This window comes from Arthrobacter sp. NPDC080031, assembly GCF_040702485.1.
Classification (GTDB): Bacteria; Actinomycetota; Actinomycetes; order Actinomycetales; family Micrococcaceae; genus Arthrobacter.
Genome location: NZ_JBFBLA010000001.1, coordinates 144037 through 160853 on the forward strand (window position 1 = coordinate 144037; position 16817 = coordinate 160853).

General features: G+C 60.3%; 16 protein-coding genes. 12 read left to right on the forward strand and 4 right to left on the reverse strand.

Translation table 11 applies throughout. From position 1 onward, the window contains the following. Positions 1–16: 16 nt before the first annotated feature. From AB0323_RS00635 to AB0323_RS00655, 5 genes are read left to right on the forward strand one after another with little or no spacing between them, the layout of a single operon-like run. Positions 17–1387 carry an MFS transporter gene (locus AB0323_RS00635; protein ID WP_366175679.1) on the forward strand — a complete coding sequence of 457 codons (1371 nt, stop codon included), beginning with the start codon at positions 17–19 and terminating at the stop codon, positions 1385–1387. After that, positions 1387–2346: an NAD(P)-dependent oxidoreductase gene (locus AB0323_RS00640; protein WP_366175680.1), complete on the forward strand. Its 960-nt coding sequence runs from the start codon at positions 1387–1389 to the stop codon at positions 2344–2346. The genes AB0323_RS00635 and AB0323_RS00640 overlap by 1 nt, the downstream gene beginning before the upstream one ends. After that, positions 2343–3476, forward strand: coding sequence for an alcohol dehydrogenase catalytic domain-containing protein (locus AB0323_RS00645; protein ID WP_366175681.1), 1134 nt, complete (start codon positions 2343–2345; stop codon positions 3474–3476). Before AB0323_RS00640 ends, AB0323_RS00645 begins: the two co-directional genes overlap by 4 nt. Next, positions 3473–4420, forward strand: a complete 948-nt coding sequence (locus AB0323_RS00650) for an aldo/keto reductase (RefSeq protein ID WP_366175682.1) — start codon at positions 3473–3475, stop codon at positions 4418–4420. Before AB0323_RS00645 ends, AB0323_RS00650 begins: the two co-directional genes overlap by 4 nt. After that, positions 4417–5349 carry a DMT family transporter gene (locus AB0323_RS00655; RefSeq protein ID WP_366175683.1) on the forward strand — a complete coding sequence of 311 codons (933 nt, stop codon included), beginning with the start codon at positions 4417–4419 and terminating at the stop codon, positions 5347–5349. The genes AB0323_RS00650 and AB0323_RS00655 overlap by 4 nt, the downstream gene beginning before the upstream one ends. 16 nt (positions 5350–5365) lie before the next feature. Here the strand turns inward: AB0323_RS00655 and AB0323_RS00660 are convergent, their stop codons facing one another. From AB0323_RS00660 to tcuA, 4 genes are all read right to left on the reverse strand, one after another. Further along, a complete protein-coding gene (locus tag AB0323_RS00660; RefSeq protein ID WP_366175684.1) occupies positions 5366–5611 on the reverse strand; it encodes a hypothetical protein in 246 nt (81 codons plus the stop codon). Between the two features lie 179 nt (positions 5612–5790). Next, on the reverse strand, positions 5791–6585 hold the full coding sequence (locus AB0323_RS00665) for a CoA ester lyase (RefSeq protein ID WP_366175685.1): 795 nt from the start codon (positions 6583–6585) through the stop codon (positions 5791–5793). Then, entirely contained in the window at positions 6585–7844 is a 1260-nt protein-coding gene (locus AB0323_RS00670) for a CoA transferase (RefSeq protein WP_366175686.1), read from the reverse strand. The genes AB0323_RS00665 and AB0323_RS00670 overlap by 1 nt, the downstream gene beginning before the upstream one ends. A gap of 98 nt (positions 7845–7942) precedes the next feature. Then, complete coding sequence (gene tcuA, locus AB0323_RS00675; protein WP_366175687.1) at positions 7943–9439, reverse strand: FAD-dependent tricarballylate dehydrogenase TcuA; 1497 nt, start codon at positions 9437–9439, stop codon at positions 7943–7945. A 166-nt stretch (positions 9440–9605) separates the two neighbouring features. On the opposite strand from tcuA, the gene AB0323_RS00680 reads away from it, so the two are divergent. The 7 genes from AB0323_RS00680 to AB0323_RS00710 all read left to right on the forward strand — a co-directional run bounded on the left by AB0323_RS00680 (position 9606) and on the right by AB0323_RS00710 (position 16669). After that, positions 9606–10232, forward strand: coding sequence for a GntR family transcriptional regulator (locus AB0323_RS00680; RefSeq protein ID WP_366175688.1), 627 nt, complete (start codon positions 9606–9608; stop codon positions 10230–10232). Positions 10233–10269: 37 nt separating this feature from the next. Next, positions 10270–10878, forward strand: coding sequence for a TetR/AcrR family transcriptional regulator (locus AB0323_RS00685; protein WP_366175689.1), 609 nt, complete (start codon positions 10270–10272; stop codon positions 10876–10878). Between the two features lie 449 nt (positions 10879–11327). Continuing rightward, positions 11328–12944 (forward strand): thiamine pyrophosphate-binding protein, encoded by a 1617-nt coding sequence (locus tag AB0323_RS00690; protein WP_366175690.1) that lies wholly within the window; start codon positions 11328–11330, stop codon positions 12942–12944. A 109-nt stretch (positions 12945–13053) separates the two neighbouring features. Continuing rightward, positions 13054–14094: a Glu/Leu/Phe/Val dehydrogenase dimerization domain-containing protein gene (locus AB0323_RS00695; protein WP_366175691.1), complete on the forward strand. Its 1041-nt coding sequence runs from the start codon at positions 13054–13056 to the stop codon at positions 14092–14094. A gap of 132 nt (positions 14095–14226) precedes the next feature. Then, positions 14227–15057: an ABC transporter substrate-binding protein gene (locus tag AB0323_RS00700; protein ID WP_366175692.1), complete on the forward strand. Its 831-nt coding sequence runs from the start codon at positions 14227–14229 to the stop codon at positions 15055–15057. 72 nt (positions 15058–15129) lie between these two features. Beyond that, on the forward strand, positions 15130–15888 hold the full coding sequence (locus AB0323_RS00705; protein WP_366175693.1) for an amino acid ABC transporter permease: 759 nt from the start codon (positions 15130–15132) through the stop codon (positions 15886–15888). Positions 15889–15949: 61 nt separating this feature from the next. Next, on the forward strand, positions 15950–16669 hold the full coding sequence (locus tag AB0323_RS00710; RefSeq protein ID WP_366175863.1) for an amino acid ABC transporter ATP-binding protein: 720 nt from the start codon (positions 15950–15952) through the stop codon (positions 16667–16669). Positions 16670–16817 lie beyond the last annotated feature (148 nt).

Genomic DNA, 16817 nt, shown 5'->3' on the forward strand with positions numbered 1-16817 from the left:
AAGAAGCGAGCAACAAGTGACCACACATGATGCGCCCGCGGCGCCCACCGCGAAAATGATCCGAAAGGTCACGATGGCCGGCGCCATCGGAACCACAGTCGAGTTCTACGACTACTTCATCTACGGCACAGCAGCAGCGCTGGTGCTGAACAAGGTCTTCTTCCCCAACGTTGACCCGCTCATCGGCACGCTGACGGCTTTCGCCACTTTCGGTGTTGGCTTTGTCGCCCGGCCCTTCGGTGCCGTCGTTTTCGGCCACCTCGCCGACAAGGTGGGACGCAAGAAGATGCTCGTCTTTTCCCTGCTCCTGATGGGCTTCGCCACATTCGGCATGGGTCTACTGCCTACCTTTGACCAAATCGGCGTCTGGGCCCCCATCCTCCTGGTCGTCCTCAGGCTCTGCCAAGGCTTCGCCGTCGGTGGCGAATGGGGAGGCGCAACCGTGTTGGCCACAGAGTTCGCCCGCCCGAATCGGCGCGGGCTGGTCGGAAGCATCGTACAGATCGGCTCCCCCGCCGGCCTCCTCCTGGCAACCGGCATGTTCGCCCTCATCACCCAGTTGCCCGACGACCAGCTCATCGCCTGGGGCTGGCGCATCCCCTTCCTCTCCAGCATGGCCTTGGTCGCCATCGGACTCTACATCCGCCTGAACATCCTCGAATCTCCCGAATTCGAGCGGGCCAAAAAGGAACTCAAACTGGAAGAGTCGGCTGAACGTAAAATTCCGGTCGTCGAAGTTTTCCGTACCTCCTGGCGCAGCCTGCTTGTCGCCATGGGCGCCCGGTTCGCACCCGACATCGGCTTCTACATCGCCGGCACCTTCATCGTCAGCTACGGCAAAAACCTGGGCTATGCGCCGTCTGCCATCCTCACGGCCATCACGGTTGCAGCCGCCCTTGAAGTTATCGCAGTACCCTTCTTTGGTGCCCTTTCCGACAAGATCGGCCGGCGCAAGGTCTACATGGCCGGTGCCCTGTTCTGGATCGTGTTCGCGTTCCCGTTCTTCTGGCTCGTCAACACGGTGTCCGGCCCCCTGCTCTGGCTGAGCGTCATCGTTGCGTTCGTCCTCGGTCACGGAGCGATGTGGGCCGTGGCGGCCTCCTTCTATGCCGAACTGTTCCCCACCCATGTCCGTACAACCGGTGCCTCACTCGGCTATAACCTCTCAATCGTTTTCGGCGGCGGACCGGCACCATTCCTTGCCGCCTCCCTTGTCGCAGCCAACGCTGGCGCCTCTTGGCCGGTGTCTCTTTACCTCATCCTGGCCGGGACGATCACGTTTGTCGCAGTGCTGCTGGCAAAAGAAACAGTTCGTAGGGACCTGGGTGAAACCGACGCAAAAGCCGCCGGTGCTGGGCATGGAACCATCAACGCGAGGACAAACTAATGACAGTACTGGTAACGGGCGGCTGCGGATTCATTGGCAGCCACATCACCAAAGCTTTGGCCATGAGGGGCAGAACGATAGTCGCGTTTGACAGGAATCTCCGTTCTGCCGAGGAAATTGCAGGAACAGAGCTGGCATCGCAGATCACGGTCGTGGAAGGCAACGTCACAGACACAGCAAAGCTGGCTGCCGTCATCCGCGAACACGAGGTCACCGAGGTAGTCCATGCAGCTGCCATCGTCGGCGTGGCCGCCAGTGCAACCGGCCCGTCTTTCGCCGTGCGGATCAACGTTGAGGGCGCACTCGCACTCTTCGACGCTGTCACGGAGACCAGGCAGGTGAACCGGATCGTGGACCTCTCTTCTGAGGAGGTCTATGGCCACTTTTCACAGGACCCGATTCCCGAGGACTCCCCCCGGGCGCCCATCTCCCCCTACGGCATTTCGAAACTCGCCGTTGAACAATTGGGAGAGTACTACGCGGAGCATCACGGTCTTCCGTACGTTGCCGCCCGCCTGTGCTGGGTATACGGTCCCGGATTTCCGCGCAACCGCGTCCCCAACAGCTGGTTGGACGACGTCGCAACGGGCACAAAAAGTGTGATGCCCCGCGGTGGCGACCAGCGGATCGACTTCACCTATATTGATGACGTCCTGTCAGGAGTGATTGCGTTGCTTGAGGCACCCTCACTACGCCATCGCGCCTACAACGTTGCCACCGGTGAGGCGGTGACGGTCCGCGAACTAGCCGGCACAATTCAGCAGCAGAACCCCACATGGAGTGTGGAACTTGGCCCCGGAGCACTCGAATTGGCTCCCGGTGTCCTGGCCGCTCGCAAAGGCGCCATGGACACGGACCGGATTTATAGTGAAATCGGGTGGCGTGCCACAACCTCCCTGGGCGACGGTCTGGCCCGGACCCTGACTGCCATCACCGACACTGAACAGGTTTCTAAATGACCGCAACCACCCAGCAGGACGCCGCCCACAGCGGCGTCCGCACCATCACCGCCCTGGTTAAGAGCGACAACCAGCCGGGGCTGCATAACGTCGACGTCGTCGTGCTGCCCGAACCGGTTCCCGGCCCCGACGAGGTTCTCGTAGAGCTCATTTACGCCGGTCTGTGCCACACAGACACTGCAATGGTGGACCAGGACGCAGCCGCACGCGGCGGCTACCGCCCGAATTTTCCCCTGATCCTCGGACACGAATTCGTTGGCAGGGTCGTGGAACTCGGCACCGATGTTGCCGCCCTGGTTTCAGCTGGGAAAGCAGCAACAGGCTTGCAGGCGGGGCAGCGGGTCGTGGGGGGCAGCCATGTCACCTGCCGTACCTGCAGTCGGTGCCGTGCCGGTCGTTCCATGCTCTGCGAAAACCTCAAGGTCCTCGGACTCGACATTGACGGGATCTGTGCATCCCGGTTTGTCGTTCCCGCTGTAAACATCGTCCCTGTTCCCGAATCCGTTACGGACAAGGCCGCAGCGCTGGCCGAGCCCTTCGCCGTCGCCGTGCACGCCGTCGAACGCGCCAACCTGGACCGATTCCACTCCGAGTCCCGTCCCCGTGTGGCCGTAGTGGGTCCCGGAACAGTCGGATTGCTCGTCCTGTGCGCCCTGAGCGGGTACGAAGTCACCATGATCGGCACCGCCGCTGACGCAGGACAGCTCGAACTGGCCCGGAAACTGGGAGCCACCGAATGCCTCGCTCTTGAACCCGGCCAGACAGTAAACCACCCATTCGACGCCGTAATCGAAGCGGCAGGACACCACAGTGCAGTGGCCACAGCAATAGATGTCTGCGCCGACGGCGGAACGGTAGTGTGTGTTGGGTTGCCCGCCCGCCCGACCCCGGTAGACACCGCCGACCTTGCCCGGCGTGAAGTAAACCTCGTCGGGTCACGCGCATACGACCTTTCAACCTGGCGGCAGATGGGACAACGGCTCGTCGATGCGCCCCAACTGGAGCGGCTCGTAACGCACAGTCTTGGCTTTGACGGGTTCGGCCAAGCCATTGAACTCCTGCGGAACAGGGAAGCCATCAAGGTCGTCCTGAACCCGTCGCCGGCCACCCAGGGAAACAACAACCGATGACCGTCTCGAACAGAAGGATCGGCACGTCCGAGCTCGAAGTGGCGCCACTGGCACTGGGCGGCAACGTCTTCGGCTGGACAGCCGACGAACGCGCATCAATGGCCGTGCTGGACAGCTTCACCGCCGCAGGCGGAAACTTCATCGACACAGCGGATTCCTATTCCTTCTGGGCACCGGGCAACCAAGGCGGGGAATCCGAAACAATCATCGGCCGCTGGCTTTCAGCCCGCGGCAACCGAAACGAAGTTGTCCTCGCCACCAAAGTCAGCCAGCACCCGGACTTCAAGGGCATGACACCCTCGACCATACGATCCGGCGCCGAAGCATCTTTGAAGCGCCTAAACGTAGACGTCATCGATCTCTACTACGCCCACTTCGACGACCTGGCAACCCCGCTCGAGGACAGCGCCGAAGCGATGTCGGCACTCGTGGACACCGGCAAGGTCCGGTACATCGGCATCTCCAACTATTCGCCCGACCGGATTCGGCTTTGGCTGAACATCTGCCAGGAGAACGGGCTTCACTCCCCCATTGCCCTCCAGCCCCAGTACAGCCTGATGGAACGAGGCATTGAACATGACCTTCTCCCGCTGGCAGAACAGGCCAAACTGAGCGTCATCCCGTACTACAGCCTCGCGCGCGGTTTCCTCACCGGCAAGTACCGGGGCGGGGCCGCAGTGGACAGTCCACGTGCGGGCGCGGCCCGGGCGTACCTGGACGAACGGGGCGAACGGGTGGTTGCAGTCCTCGAATCAATCGGACAGCAGCACGGCGTGGCGCCCGCAACCATAGCCCTGGCCTGGCTCGCCGCCCAGCCTTCAGTGGCCGCCCCAATAGCCAGCGCCCGCAGCAAGGAGCAGTTGAAGGACCTGGTTGCGCACTTTGCGCTGCGCCTCTCCCCCGTCGAGTTATCGTTGCTGGACGACGCATCAAGACTACGGTGACAGCACTGACCCCCGGCCGGGACAGCTCCCGGAGTCGCCTCTCAACGGTCCTGCAATACATCGCTACAGCCACCATCTGGGGTGCGAGCTTCCTTTTCATCAAAGTCGCATCGGGAGGGCTATCGCCGGCCCAGGTTGTCTTGGGCCGGCTCGTCGGCGGAGCGCTCCTTTTAGCCCTGCTCATGCTGCTCACAGGGCGCAGATGGCCCAGAGGGTTGGTGTGGCTTCACTTTATGGCGATGGCCTTCATCATGTGCGTCGCCCCGTTCCTGCTCTTCTCCTGGGCGGCCGAGACCCTTCCCTCAGGGCTGTCGAGCATCTTCAACGCCACAACACCTATAGCTACCCTGTTGTTGGCCCTTGCGGTGCTGCCGGAGGAACGGCTTACCAAGGTAAAGACTGTGGCCCTTTTTGTAGGCGCGGGAGGCATCGTCCTAGTTCTTGCACCATGGCAGTTGGGGCGGGCTGCCGAGGCAGCAACACTCCTGCCGCAGCTTGCCTGCCTGGTAGGAAGTGTGATGTACGGAGCCGGATTCATCTACTCGCGGCGCTTCTTCCGGTCGCACGAATTTGATGCCAGCACTGTCGCTGCCAGTCAGATTACTTCGGCCGCCGCTATCATGCTGGTCCTGGCGCCGTTCATTGCCGGCGACCCAGTTGCCCTTTCAACTTCTGTCATCGCCAGCATGCTGCTTCTGGGGACGATTGGAACCGGCATCGCGTATGTTTGGTACAACAATGTCATGAACGTGTGGGGCGCGACACGCGCCTCCACGGTCACCTACCTCACCCCTCTGGTGGCGGTCGCACTCGGAATTACCGTACTGGGGGAACAGCTCAGCTGGCATGAAGCCGCAGGCGGTCTTGTAGTCATTATCGCGGTCCTTGTCGCCCAAAGCGATTCGTTGCCTCGTCCGTACCGCCGCTGATTTTCGCCCGGCAAATTCAGATGCCGGGCGGGGTCGCTTTCCGCACTTCGAATCCCGATGCAGCGTCGACATATTCCCGATGGAGTGGGCCTTCGGAGGCGAGCCACAGGCCAGAGCCATCCGGCATGATGTCTTCGACATGTCCGTTCCGGTATGGCTCTCCATCCAGCCACACCTCGACCTTGTCGCCGATCACGGTTTTCCACTTGCTCTTGACGCGGTTCTGACGGGCCGCGCGGCTGCTGTTGTCCGGTGAGTGCATGGGGTGCCTTTGGTGGGAGTGAGGGCCTTGGTGGCCGGGTGTCGTGGTTTGGTGGTTAGTCCGTTTCGGGGCCGGTGCAATAGTGGCAGTTGTCCTCGGTTCCCCAGCCACGGCAGAGGCCATCGCGGTCCTGTGCGCCATCGAAGGTTGATGTGGGGTTGCCGGTTGTTGTCACGTCTTCACTCTCCTTGCTGCGCGTGGAGCAGTATTTTCCGGGCGCGTTCGGCGACAGGGAGATCGACAAATTCGCCTCCCGGAAGCTGGACCGCTTCACCGCCGGCGTCCTCGAAGGCATTGATGACCTCCTGCGCCCAGGTGACCTCATGTGCCGTTGGGGTGAATACGGAGTGGATCGCAGCGAGTTGGTTGGGGTGAACTGCAGATTTGCCGCCGAATCCGAGGGACCGGCTGAACTCGGCTTCGCCGTGGAGTCCGTCAGGATCATGCAGGTCTGGATAGACACTGTCGATCGGGGCACTCAAGCCAGCGGCGCGGGAGGCGACCACGAGATGGGAACGGACATACTGGAGGGGAACCGGACCGTCGCCGGTGCCCAGGTCGGTGCGCAAGTCGATGCCGCCCAGGGCAAGGTGGGCAACCTGTGGTTCGCTTGCCAGCGCGAACGCGTTCAACACCCCTTTGGCGGATTCGATGGCGCAGATAATCGGTTTACCCGGTGCCCGTTCAGCGACCCAGCGGACATCTTCAACGGTTTCGGCCTTTGGAATGCGTATCCCCTCAGCCGCTGCGACTGCCTGCAGGTCTTCTTCTGCAAGGCTGGTCCCTGCGGCGTTGATTCGAACCCAGGCGGGGTGCTGATCGAGTACTGTTGCGACCAGTGCCCGGGCCCGGGCCTTCTCCGTCGGCGGAACGGCATCTTCGAGGTCGAGGATGACGGCGTCGGCACCGCGGTCGAAGACCTTGCCGAGGAGTTTTTCATTGTGGCCTGGAGCGAAGAGCCAGCTTCTTATCATCAGATCACGCCTTCCTTACTGAGCTGGTCCAGCCGTTCTTCGTCGTAGCCGAGGAGGCTGCCGTAAACGGTGGTGTTGTCTTGGCCGAGCCTGCGGCCGGGAAACCGGATCTGGCCCGGAGTGCCGAGCATTCTAAAAATGAGGTTCTGCATTTTCAGCGGGCCCAGATCCTCGTCCTCGATTGTCGTGATGGTCTCGCGTTCGATCACGTGAGGGTCCTGCATCAGTTGCGCTACGTCATAGATGGGTGCAAGTGCCGCGCCGGCACGTTCAAACTCGCGGCTGACTTCATCGAAGGTCCGGTCAGCAATCCAGGACGAGACAGCACCATCGAGCAGATCGCCACGGCGGCTTCGTTCACCGGCAGAGGAGAACCAGGGCTCCTCGATGATGTCCGGCCGTCCCACGAGCCGCATTACCCGCTCTGCCACCGATGTCGCACTGGCCGAAATGGCGACCCATCGTTTGTCCGCTGTGAGATAGGTGTTGCGGGGGGCATTGTTGGGCGACCTGTTGCCGTGTCGGCCGGCAACGGTCCCCAGCTGGTCATAGGCAGAGGGCCCGGGGCCGAGAATCCCAAGCAGGGGCTCAAGAAGAGATAAATCGATAACCTGGCCCTTGCCGCTGGTGGTGCGCTCATAGAGGGCAGTGACAACGGCGAATGCACCGGCGATACCTGACACTCCGTCAGCCAAACCGAATGGCGGGAGCGTAGGTGGGCCGGTTTCCTCGCCGGTTTGATGGGCGAAACCGCTCATCGCTTCGGCCAGTGTCCCGAAGGCACGGCGCTGGGAATATGGGCCAGTTTGGCCGAAGCCAGTGACGCGCAGCATGACAAGCATAGGGTTGATGGTCAAAAGCTCGTCCTGACCGAGACCCCATTTTTCCAGGACTCCCGGCCGGAAATTCTCCACCAGCACATCGGCAGTGGCCACCAGGTCCCGAAGAATCTTTTGCCCCTCGGAAGTGCTGAGGTTCAGCGTGATGGTGTGCTTGTTGCGGGAGATAACCTTCCACCACAGCCCGTGTCCGTCCTTATTCGCGCCGTGGGCCCGCGCGGGATCACCTTTGGGGTGTTCCACCTTGATGACTTCGGCACCAAAATCGCCCAGCAGCATCGCCGTGATCGGCGCCGCGTAGACCGTGCTGATGTCGAGGACCCGCAGCCCTCGCAGCGGACCAGCCTTCTCCGGGTCCAGCCGTACCTCGTCCTCTGGCGGTGCGGTGTCGGGATCGGATGTTGTTGACGTTGCATTCATGAAGGCTTCCTTGCGATCATCCTGGATACTGCCACTGGCCAAGCAGGCCGGAGTACGCTGGGGATGCGCCCTCCGGCCCGCAAACGATTCTTGTTCGGTTAAGCGAGGTTCCCCGCGCGCCGGCCAAAGACCATACCCGCAGCAAGCCCGGAACCACCCGGGTAGTTGCCGCTGAACAGGCCGCCGAGCATCTCGCCACACACGAACAGTCCGGGAATGCGTTCACCCTGCTGGTTCATGACCCGGCCGTCGGTGTCGGCCTTGAGGCCTCCGAAGGTAAACGTGATCCCGCAGGTTACCGCGTAGGCGTAGAAGGGCCCGGATTCAATGGGGGCAGCCCAGTTGCTCTTGGGAGGATCGACATCTGCCTTGCGGCCATCCTTGATTGTCGGATCCAGGGCCACACTACGGTCAATGGATCCGTTGAATTCGGAGACCGTCTTCACCAGCGATTCGGTATCAACACCAATCTTCTCCGCCAATTCCTCCAAAGTGTCCGCCACTGAAACAGAGATGCCAGGCATGTCGTATTCCTCGGTGCGGAGCTTGGGCCGAAGCTCGCTGTCGAAGATCTGATAAGCGATGGACCCGGGCTGTTGGAGGATTACTTTTCCATACTTCGCATATGTGTAGTTCCGGAAATCGGCACCCTCGTCCAGGAACCTGCGTCCCTCAGAGTTGACGATGATACCGAGAGGATAGCTCTGGCGCGTCAGGCGATTGGTGAGTTCACGGTTGCTTTCGTTCGTGGCGCAGAATGCATCCCACTGAACGCTGTGAGCCGTCCCCCAGTCGCCGCCCTTGGCGGCTCCAATGTTGAGCGCGGCCTGAATGAGGTCGCCGTTGTTATAGGGAGTTCCACGGACCTTGGCGTTTTCCCAGCCTTCGCCGAGGTGTTCCCGGCGCCATTCACGGTTCGATTCAAAGCCACCGGCAGCGAGAATGACAGATTCGGCTCGCAGTTCACGACGTCCGTCAGGGCTCTCGATCACGACGCCGACTACGCGGCCATCCTCAACGATGAGGTCGGTAACGTGCTGGCCGTATCGGACATCGATGCCGAGTTCCCGGGCCACACGCGTATGGTCAGCGATGAGGCCCTCTCCGCCGCCGACGTTTCCGACGTGCAATCCACCCCAAAAGAGGAACGTTCCGTCCTCCCGCTGGTAGGCCTGGCGCTCGTACATCAGCCGGTACTTGACGCCCAGCGACTGGAGCCAGCGGACCGTTGGCTGGCTTTCGGCCACAAGCACCTTCGTCAGCTCCGGATCGTTGCGGCCTTCCGTGACCTTCTCCAGGTCGGCGGCGTAATCGGCTTCGCTGTAGGGCGGCACTTCGGTGACGGTGTGACGGTCGTCGGGTTCCACGAAGTCCTTGAGGTCCTCAAGTCCCCCGTGGCTGATGCGGGTGGCACCCGCCGTATAGAAACTGTTGCCGCCAGCCATGTCCTCCACACCGCGCTCAAGCAACACGACCTTGCGGCCCCGCACTGCGGCTGCATGCGCGGCCGTGAATCCGGCGTTGCCGCCGCCAACGACGATTGCATCAGGCTGCTCGCCCTCCGGCTGAGTGCCGAAAGAATTCCCGTTTTCCATGTCTTCATCCACTCCTGCATGTAGCTGTATACAGATGTATACCTTACGTTGTCCGTAATCATTTGTCAGCCCTTTCGGCGTGATTTTTTCCCGGGGCCCGACTATCCCTTGCAGAGAGCGTGCTTAAATGTAGACATCTGCATACAACAGGAGGGGCGCAGCGAGAATGGCTACGAGTGTTTACGAAAGCATCCGGTCGGATATAATGTCTGGCCACTTTCAGCCAGGTGACGCCTTGGCCGAAAATGCGCTTGCGGGCCGTTATGGCATCAGCCGCACCCCCATCCGCGAGGCTTTGCAGAGGCTCGAACACGAGCAACTTGTCGTCCGCACGCCACGGGGGGTGCATGTCAAGAGTTCGACTCCCGAAGAGATTCTCGACATCTACGATGTTCGGATCACCCTTGAAGGGGCGGCGTCACGTGCAGCTGCCGAACGCCGATCTGAATTGGACCTCATGCGTATTCGGGCAGCGCATGATGCCATGAAGAATCTCTCCAGCACGGCAGGCGGGGACCGCGCAGAGGCGAACAGGGTCTTTCACGAAGCCATTTGGGCCGCCAGCCATAGCCCCACTCTTGTTGACCTCTTGAACAGGCTGAACGTCCACTTGATCCGCTACCCCTCCACTACGCTCACTTTCGGTGGACGATGGGAGGAAGCTGTCCTGGAACACGAACGGCTTGTAGATGCGGTTGCGGCCAGGGACGCTGAATCTGCGGCATCGATTGCCGAGAAGCATATGCGCGGTGCCCGCGATGTCCGGCTCCAGATGTACGCCCTTCAGCGTTAGGCACCATTGGCCGCTGCAATCAGCGAAAGGGATTTTGATGGCAGGCAAGCTTCGCGCCGACACCCAGCGCACCCGGGATCGGCTGCTCGACAGTGCCGGACGCCTCGCCGAAAGCAGGGGCTTTAACTTCTCCCTCCCTGAGCTCGCACGGGAAGCAGGGGTCAGCACCGCGACAGCGTATCGGCACTTCGACGCTATTCAGCAGCTGCAGGCCGAGTTCTACCACCGCTCGTACGTCCATCTCATGGAAGATCTCGAGGGCATTTTTGAAGACTTCTCCGGTTTTCGCCTTTTCAACGAGGTCTGCGGAAGGATCCTCAATCACTATGTGGTCTGGGCCCGCCCCGCGTCCATGATCCGGTCGCCCCGCGGATACCTTGAGCGCTACCACGAGGGTGACAAGGCCATTAGCTGGAACTACGGCGTCCTCGAGCGTGTACTCAATAACCTCATTGAGCTCGGCATCGTGCCAGACCAAGACCAAGAGGCAGCGATACTGCTGTGGGCGACAATCTTCGACGAACGCGTCTACCTCGATTTCCGATTTGGGCGAGGACTCTCTGAAGAGGATACCCGCCGGGTCATGTCGTCGTCCGTCCTCAGCCTGCTGCGAACACCTACCCTTGAGGCGAAGTTCACGGACTGACCCACAACCTCCGGAACCACGCTCACGTGTGAGCCGGCCCTGGAATCGGGCCCATGTCCCCCCTGTTGTGCTCCTCCCGGGCGCAGGCTCTGAAGCCACTGCGCTGACCTGGGGGCGGGTGTGCCTTGGCTGGCGTGCCGACACCTCCTTAACGATTTCTGCCTCGAGCGCGATGCCGGCGAAGCAGCGGTACTCAAACATGAGAAGTGATAGCCGTTAAATGCGACGTTCTCACGTAATCTGCGCGCTTAAAGATCGCTAGATGAGTAGATTTTCCCTAGTCGGCACGCAATGGGCATTGCGCAACCCGTTGGTTTCACCTAGGCTGACACCCAACCCAGAGCGTGACGAAGCTCTCACCGCGACTTCTCGTAAGGGGCATCGGCGGTTACTGTCCAACCCACTGCTCAGCAGAATGCTCACGTCTGCACAATGAATCGAGGGAATGAATGAAGTTGTACGAGGCGATGGCATCCATGATCGCCAAGCTGGACAGCGAAGTGCTGTTCGGTTTGATGGGAGACGCCAACCTGCACATGATTTGTGACTACCGCAAAGCCGGCGGAAGGTACATCCGCACTGTCCATGAGGCAGGTGCAGTGTCAATGGCAGATGCATACCACCGAAGCAGTGGCCGCACCGGACTTGCGACCATCACCCACGGGCCGGGCCTTACCAACGCTATGACGGCCCTGACTGAAGCTGCACGCGCCCGCAGCGAGGTCCTCGTCATCTCAGGATCAACCCCAGCAGAACCGACCAACCCGCAAAGAATTGACCTGGCGCAGATAGCCGCAACAGCCGGCGCGCTTTACGAGCGCGCCTACAAGCCGGAAACCATCGGGAGGGATCTGACCAGGGCCCTTCAGCGCATGAAGACATCGCGACTTCCCGTTCTGTTCGACGTCCCCTCCGACTTCCAGTCCTGGGAACTTGAAACCCCCCAGATAGCGCACATGCCGCACGCACAAAGGCCCCGTAGCCCGTTCGCGGCGGAAGTTGAGCCGGCATTGGAGCTCATTCTCGCCTCGGAACGCCCCATCATCATCGCCGGCCGTGGTGCAGTCGTCGCCGAGGCGGAAGAGGAGTTGGCCCAACTGGCAGAACAAACCGGCGCCCTTCTGGGCACGACTATCGCTGGCAAGGAACTGTTCCGCTCAAATGCTCGATCTATAGGCATCGTGGGTGGCCTATCCGACGAACGCGCCGCGGCCATCCTCTCTGACTCCGACTGCCTCATCGCCTTCGGAGCAGCACTGAACAACTGGACCTCTTTCGACGGCACCATCACGCAGGGCAAACGCGTCGTCCAGATTGACCAAGACGGAGCCGCAATCAACGCCTACACACCCGTTGACTGCGGCGTTATCGGGGACGTACGGGCCGTGGCGGCGACCATGAACGAGATATTGTCCGGGAACATGGAGCCTGAGAGGTCGGCTTGGCTAGCTCGGATGACTCCCGCAACATCGAGGGCAGCAGCAAGTTCTTTCACGCCAGCGGTCACGAGCCCCGGAACAGTTGACATCCGGGAAGCAGCAACGGCGCTCAACAAGGTATTGCCAGCGGATATTGCCTTCGTGTCCGACGTTGGCCGGTTCAATGTTGGCACATGGCCGTATCTGCATGCCGCCTCGCCGGAAGCGTTGCTCACCATGAACTATTTTGCCTCCCTTGGCTTGGGCATCAGCGGAGCAGCCGGCATATCGGCTGCACGGCCGGGAAAGCCGACTCTCCTCGCCGTCGGAGACGGCGGGCTCATGATGGGCGTCGGAGAGCTCGCCACCCTTGTTCGCGAGTCGTTCCCTGTCATCGTGACTGCCTGGAACGACGATTCATATGGCTTCGAACACTTCAGGTTGGAGCGTTACGGCTTCGACGCTGATTACTCCAGCAACGACTTTTCAGACCTTGCTGCCCTGGCGGCAGGCATGGGCATGCGCGCGCGCACTATCCGCTCAATTGAAGACATCGAACAGGCGGCAGAACTCTGGACGAACGGCCTGACCGGCCCGGTATTCCTCGACATCAAAATCGACCCGCACCACAACCTCATCCACTGGTAAGAGACCTACGGGCTGAACTCGCATCCAATCTGAGCCCACCAGGGCGCGAACCGCACCCCAACCGCCACAACGCCGTGGTGGTGCAATCACAACCTCAAAAGGACAAGAAATGCTGCTTGAACGAATGACTGACGAAGGCTTCGAAAAGGTCGTCTTCTGCACCGACCCCGGCTCGGGGCTCCGCGCCATTGTCGCTATCCACTCAACCGTCCTCGGACCTGCAGGCGGAGGGGTACGGATGTACCCCTATGCCTCCGAAGAAGAGGCCCTCAATGACGTCATGCGTCTCGCGCGGGGCATGACCTATAAAAACGCGGCCGCAGGGCTAGCCCTCGGGGGAGGCAAATCGGTCATCATCGGGGATCCAACCAGCGAATCCAAGGAAAAGATCATTCGTGCCATGGGCCGCAAGATCCAGAGCCTCCGCGGAGAATACCTGGCAGGTTTCGACATCGGAACCACTCTCAACGACATGGAAATCCTTCTCGAAGAAACCGACTTCGTCCTGACACGGCCACAACGCATTGGTGGAGGCGGTGACGTTTCGGGGGGCACGGCACTTGGCGTCGTGGAAGCCATGCGCGCAGCCATTGAACACGAGGGCTTCGAGGACTTCAACAACCTAAAGGTTGCAGTTCAGGGCCTGGGCGCCGTCGGGGCCAAGGTCGCTCAGATGCTTGTCGAGCGCGGCGCCACAGTCATCGCCACTGATGTTCGCCCCCAGATGGCAGAATTCGCCTCATCCATTGGCGCCAAGTGGGTCGACGCCGAAGATATCCTCTCCCAGGACGTCGACGTCTTCTGCCCCTGCGCGCGCGGCGGAATCATCGACGACTTCGCCATTGCAACCCTGAAGGCCAGGATCGTTGTAGGTGCAGCCAACAACATCCTGCTTGAACGCTCACATGGACCAGCCCTGGATGCCCGCGGCATCACGTATGTACCGGACTTCATCGCTAACGCCGGCGGCATCATCTGTGATGCCGACTCCCGCCAGGAAGGCGGATTCAACCTTGAGCGTGCAGAACAAAGTGTCCGCGGAATCTACGGACGCGTGCACGAGTGCCTCAAACGCGCCAAGGCAACAGGTACCACAGCCCAAGACGTGGCCCATGCCATGGCTGAAGAACATCTGACGAAACATCCCTAACGCGCGACTGCAATACACCGGTCCGCGTGGACCATCGGCCCCGCGGACTGCCAGCTCAACCAGTGCCAAGTAAACCGAAGTACTCGGCACTCCCCCTCAGCAGGACATCTGCACTACACACAGGAGACAAAGTTGAAATTCATCAAGCGGACCTTGGCTTTCACTGGAGCACTGGCACTCGCAGCTTCCATGAGCGCCTGCGCATCGACGGCGAACACATCCACGGGCGCAACCGACAACCCCTACAACTTGAAGCAGCCCGGAACAATCCAAGTCGTGATCAACTCGGATGCTAAACCGTTCACCTACATGGACAACGGCAAGCCAGCGGGCTTTGACAAGGAACTTCTCGATCACATCGCGAACGACCTGAACTTGAAAGTTACTTACACCGGACAGGAATTCTCCGCGATCCTTCCGGCGCTGGGACAGGGCCGGTACGACATGGGAGCCGCTGGTATTTCCATCACAGACGAGCGGAAGAAGACGGTGGACTTTTCCGATGGATACTTCGTCGCTCGCTACGCGGTGCTCGACAAGAAGGGCAGCGGTATTACCAGCGACAAGGCTTCCTTGAAGGGCAAGAGGATCGCAGTCACGCAGGGTTCCTACCAGGAGACCTTGGCTACCAAGAATTTCACCGAATCGTCGTTGGTGAAGTTCACGGACAACACCGTGGGGCTCCTCGCTGTCAAGAATGGTACTGCTGACGCTCTATTTACTGATTTGCCTATCGCGGCAGGGTACGTCCAGGAGAATCCCGATGTTCCTTTCGAGACCACTTACGGGATCGCAGCGGACGATGCTCCTATTGGCTATGCCATCAAGAAGGGCAACACCAAGTTGACCGATGCCCTCAACGCCGGCGTCAAAAAGGCGATTGAGGACGGTACATACAAGACCATCTACGAGAAGTACTTCGCGGGGATCAAGCTCCCGGCAGAGTACCAGCCGAAAAAGTAAGCACAGAACGTTGATACGTCGTTCGTACATCATCCTCCTTGCAGGAGACGTGCCACCCCCTAAGGAGGCGTCATGAGTGACTTCATAAATTCCTTTTTCAACATTCAGCTCATGCTGCAGGTGCTGCCCAACATCTTCACCTACGGGCTCGTCAACACGCTCATCATCTCCCTGTCGGCCACCGCGCTGGGTATCCTCATTGGGCTGATCATTGCGGTTATGGCCGTCAGCGGAAACAGAGTCGCCGGCTGGTTCGCACGGGTGTATACAGACATCCTCCGTGGCCTGCCCGCAATCCTCACCATCTTGCTCATAGGCTCTGCCTTGGCACAGCCGTTGTATGTGGTCACGGGCGGAAACCCCTACCTATTGGCCATCATCGCGCTTAGCCTCATCTCCGGGGCCTACATCGGTGAGATCTTCCGCGCTTCGATCCAATCGATCGATAAGGGGCAAATGGAAGCAAGCCGGGCACTGGGAATGTCTTACGGTCCCTCCATGCGTCTCGTCGTCGTTCCCCAAGCGGTCCGTCAGGTTCTCCCCTCACTGATGAACCAGTTCATCGGGGTCGTCAAGGACAGCTCGCTCGTATACGTCCTCGGTCTCCTGGCAGAACAGCGGGACCTGTTCCGAATTGGTCAGGACGCTTCAATTAATTTCGGGAACCTCTCTCCCTTGGTCGTCGCCGGATGCTTCTATCTCGTCATCACGATTCCCCTCACGCATGTAGTGAATGTCGTTGACCGCAAAATGCGTATCGGGAAGAAAGTCCGGGTCGCCGTCGAACCTGCAAAAGAACTGACCACCGGTCCCAGCCCGATAAAGAGGTAGCAGCAAAGTGTCAACAGAAACCACTTATCCAGCGGGTGCGGCCGAAACGACCAAACGTGACATAGCCCTGGAACTTCAAGGTGTTCGAAAGCGCTTCGGAGACCTGGAGGTACTGCACGGAGTAGACCTCCAAATCCGCAGAGGCGAAACCGTCTGCATCATCGGACCCTCAGGCAGTGGAAAGTCCACTGTCCTCAGGTGCATGAACCGGCTGGAGGAAATCACGGACGGCCTCGTAATTCTCAACGGCGAGGACGTTTCCCACGGTTCCGTCGACCGACTCCGCCAGCGCGTGGGGATGGTATTCCAGCACTTCAATCTCTTCCCACACAAGACGGTCCTGGAGAACATCACCCTGCCCCTTCGTCAGGTGCGCAAACTCAGCAAGGACGAGGCAAAGAGTATTGCCTTGGACAGGCTCGGGGAAGTTGGGCTGAAGGAAAAGGCGGATTTCCGCCCTGCCAGCTTGTCGGGTGGACAAAAGCAGCGCGTGGCCATCGCGCGTGCGCTGGCGATGGAGCCCGAAGTGATGCTCTTTGACGAAGCAACGAGCGCACTGGACCCGGAGCTGGTCAAAGGCGTTCTCGACTTGATGGCTGCCTTGGCCAAGTCGGGGATGACCATGGTTGTAGTGACCCATGAAATGGGATTCGCCCGAAACGTGGCCGACCGCGTCATCTTCATGGACAAAGGTGCCGTAGTAGAAACGGGACCACCCGAGGAACTTTTCGACAAACCACGAACAGAGCGTCTCGGCCAGTTCCTCAGCCAGGTCCTCTAGGACACCACAGCGAGCCTCTTGCCATTGCATGCTCTTCGCGATGACAAGAGGCTCGCCCCATTTTCAGCCTCTAAATTCTCCAAGTAACAGGAGTGCCACATTGTTCAATCGCATCCACTTCCTTTTGCGCTTGTCGAATTCCAGAAGT

Excerpts from the sequence above, each read along its gene's own strand:
- AB0323_RS00640 (WP_366175680.1), top strand. The coding sequence starts at position 1,387 with ATGACAGTACTGGTAACGGGCGGCTGCGGATTCATTGGCAGCCACATC.
- AB0323_RS00645 (WP_366175681.1), top strand. The coding sequence starts at position 2,343 with ATGACCGCAACCACCCAGCAGGACGCCGCCCACAGCGGCGTCCGCACC.
- AB0323_RS00650 (WP_366175682.1), top strand. The coding sequence starts at position 3,473 with ATGACCGTCTCGAACAGAAGGATCGGCACGTCCGAGCTCGAAGTGGCG.
- AB0323_RS00660 (WP_366175684.1), bottom strand. The coding sequence starts at position 5,611 with ATGCACTCACCGGACAACAGCAGCCGCGCGGCCCGTCAGAACCGCGTC.
- AB0323_RS00665 (WP_366175685.1), bottom strand. The coding sequence starts at position 6,585 with ATGATAAGAAGCTGGCTCTTCGCTCCAGGCCACAATGAAAAACTCCTC.
- AB0323_RS00670 (WP_366175686.1), bottom strand. The coding sequence starts at position 7,844 with ATGAATGCAACGTCAACAACATCCGATCCCGACACCGCACCGCCAGAG.
- tcuA (WP_366175687.1), bottom strand. The coding sequence starts at position 9,439 with ATGGAAAACGGGAATTCTTTCGGCACTCAGCCGGAGGGCGAGCAGCCT.
- AB0323_RS00680 (WP_366175688.1), top strand. The coding sequence starts at position 9,606 with ATGGCTACGAGTGTTTACGAAAGCATCCGGTCGGATATAATGTCTGGC.
- AB0323_RS00685 (WP_366175689.1), top strand. The coding sequence starts at position 10,270 with ATGGCAGGCAAGCTTCGCGCCGACACCCAGCGCACCCGGGATCGGCTG.
- AB0323_RS00690 (WP_366175690.1), top strand. The coding sequence starts at position 11,328 with ATGAAGTTGTACGAGGCGATGGCATCCATGATCGCCAAGCTGGACAGC.
- AB0323_RS00695 (WP_366175691.1), top strand. The coding sequence starts at position 13,054 with ATGCTGCTTGAACGAATGACTGACGAAGGCTTCGAAAAGGTCGTCTTC.
- AB0323_RS00705 (WP_366175693.1), top strand. The coding sequence starts at position 15,130 with ATGAGTGACTTCATAAATTCCTTTTTCAACATTCAGCTCATGCTGCAG.